This is a genomic window from Halopseudomonas sp., assembly GCF_038130085.1.
Lineage (GTDB): Bacteria > Pseudomonadota > Gammaproteobacteria > Pseudomonadales > Pseudomonadaceae > Halopseudomonas.
This window is the reverse complement of sequence record NZ_JAYPMU010000050.1, coordinates 1-2,640: the sequence shown is the minus strand read 5'-3', so window position 1 is coordinate 2,640 and position 2,640 is coordinate 1. Positions and strand designations below refer to the sequence as shown.

Here is a 2,640-nt window from a genome sequence, read left to right as displayed (position 1 = left end):
CTGCGTATTCCGGCGAACGTGACCGGTCATTCCGGGGATCGTGACCGATTTGCGCACGGCCTTCACGCTGGAACGGGTTTTGTACTCTGAGCGGTCACGATGGGTCAACCAGCACCGTGTTTTGAGCGTTGGCCTTTCTCAGTGATTCCCCCTTCAGATTGAGTCGATGGGCTCCGTGCAGCAGTCGGTCCAAGATGGCGTCGGCGAGCGTGGCGGAGCCGATGTAGTCGTGCCAGTGTTCGGTGGGTAGCTGGCTAGCAATGAGGGTTGAGCCTCGTCCGTGGCGATCCTCAATCACTTCCATCAGATCCTGTCGTTGCTGGGCATTGATCTTCTGCATACCCCAGTCATCAAGGATCAGCAGGTCGGTTTTCAACAACTGCGTCATCAGGCGAGCGTAGCTGCCATCACCGTGGGCGATCCTTACTTGCTCGAACAGCCGCGGCACCCGCAGGTAACGGACGGACAGCCCTTGGCGACAGGCTTGATTGCCGAGGGCGCAGGCCAGCCAGGTCTTGCCGCAGCCGGTGGGGCCGGTGATGCACAGGTTCAGCGATTGCCTGATCCAGTCACAGCTAGCCAGGCCCGCCATGCGCGAGCGCTCCAGACCGCGCGGGTGCCGGTAGTCGATGTCTTCGATGCAGGCTGGCACGCGCAAGCGGGCAGCCTTGAGCAGGCGGTCCAGCCGACGGTTTTCCCGGTGCAGCACTTCCCGGTCCACCAGCAGAGCCAAGCGCTCCTCGAACGCCAGATCGTGGGTCTCGGGCTGAGCCCGCTGTTGTTCCAGGGCGTCACACATGCCCGTCAGCTTGAGTTGGCGCAGCGTGTTGAGTGTGGTTTGGGTCAGCATAGATCTCTCCGGTATCAGTGGTAGTAATGCGGGCCGCGAACGTTGGTATGCGCAGGCAGGTCGGTCAGATCACGCTCTTCCTCAGCCAGTGGCAGGGGGAGCTGATCAAGTCCTTGTTTCAGGATTGAGGTGATGCTCTGGTAGCTGGCCGAGTTGATCGACAGCGCCCGAGCGCAGGCCTGCTCAAGGCGTTCACGGCTGTAACGCCGACTGAGGTTCAGCAACCCCAGACAGGCGCGATAGCCATGCTCAGGATGGGGGCGATCCTTGAGCTGGCCCTGCACCACCTGCAGGGATGCGGGACCGATGTCTTTGGCCCAATTGAGGAAGCGCTCCGGAGACCAGTCCTTGTGGGCCTGGTGCGCTTTGGGCATATGCTCGGTCAGAGTGACGAAGCGGCTCTTCCCGTGACGGGGATGCAAGGCAACACGCTGGCCCTTGTGCATAACCTCCAGGGCGGTATCCGTTAACCGCACGTCCAGAACCAACCCCACCAAGGCATGGGGTACGCTGTACAGTCGCTTGTCTATCTCAATGTGATAATCAATGCCCGGTCGAGCCTTGCGCCACTCGGCGTAGGTATAGGGCGTTGCTGGGAGCGGTCGCAGGGCTGGACGGTCAAGCGCGTCGTACAGGCTTTGACGGCTCTCGACCCGGCCTTGGAACGGGCGCTGGTTCAGTGCTGGTAGCAGCGCGGCAATGGCGGTATTCAGTTCGGCTAGGGAGAAGAATGTCTGATGCCGTAAGCGGGCCAGGATCCAGCGCTCGACCAACAGCACCGACGTCTCGGCCTTCGCCTTGTCCTTGGGCTTGTAGGGCCGCGCAGGCAACACCGCTGTCTGGTAATGGCAGGCCAGCTCAGCGTAGGTCTCGTTGATCGTCGGGCTGTAGCGGTCCGCCTTGGTCACTGCTGCCTTGAGGTTGTCCGGAACCAGCAGTTCCGGTACCCCGCCGAAGAAGTTGAGCATCCTCTGGTGGGAGGCGACCCAGTCTGGAAGGCTCTGGCTCCAAGTGGCCTCGGCGAAGGTGTAACTGGAGGCGCCCAACACTGCCACAAAGACTTGTGCCTTGCGCACTTCACCGGTAGAGCGATCCACCACAGGCACGGTCGGGCCGCAGTAGTCGATAAAGATCTTCTCACCGGCACGGTGGACCTGACGCATGCTACGGCGCTGCCGGCCACGCCAGAGCCGGTAGTGATGGCAGTACTGGCTGTAGCGGTAGGCCTTGTCTCCGTGGCGCTCCACGTACTCGGCCCAGAGTAGTTGCAGGGTCACGCCTTTGGTCTTGAGCTCCTGGTGGACCTGGAAGCAATCAGGCTCGGCAAAGCGTGACGGGGGCGTCTTGGCCGGGAACAACAACGCGTGCAGCCGGGCCTCGTCTAGGTTCTTCGGTAGTGGCCAAGTAACACCCTGGACTTGGGCCAGGCTGACGTATTTGCCGACCACGCCCTTGGAGAGGCCGCAGGCACGGGCAATGCGCTCGTGACTCAGACCGGCTTCGTACTTGAGGCGTAATATCTCGATGATCTGTCGCATGGAAATCCTCGCAGCCGGCATCCGCTCTTCCTCGAAAAAAAGAAAGGGGTATGCTGGATAAAGTTCAAGAATTCCAGTGCGTTGGCTGTGATTCCGGGGGAACGTGACCGATGATTCCGGCATCGTGACCGACGATTCCGGGCAAGCACCCAAAATCGGTCACGATGAAACGGAATAAGCGGTCACGATAGCCCAGAACAGGCGGTCACGTTCAAACGGAATGGGCGGTCACGATGGGCCGGAATATGCACC

2 protein-coding genes are annotated in these 2,640 nt (G+C 61.0%); both read right to left on the bottom strand.

Annotation, left to right across the window (positions count from 1 at the left end):
• Positions 1-94: 94 nt before the first annotated feature.
• Entirely contained in the window at positions 95-850 is a 756-nt protein-coding gene (gene istB, locus AAFM31_RS17655) for an IS21-like element helper ATPase IstB (protein ID WP_065335626.1), read from the bottom strand.
• A gap of 14 nt (positions 851-864) precedes the next feature.
• Positions 865-2,409, bottom strand: a complete 1,545-nt coding sequence (gene istA, locus AAFM31_RS17650) for an IS21 family transposase (protein WP_165771327.1) — start codon at positions 2,407-2,409, stop codon at positions 865-867.
• Positions 2,410-2,640 lie beyond the last annotated feature (231 nt).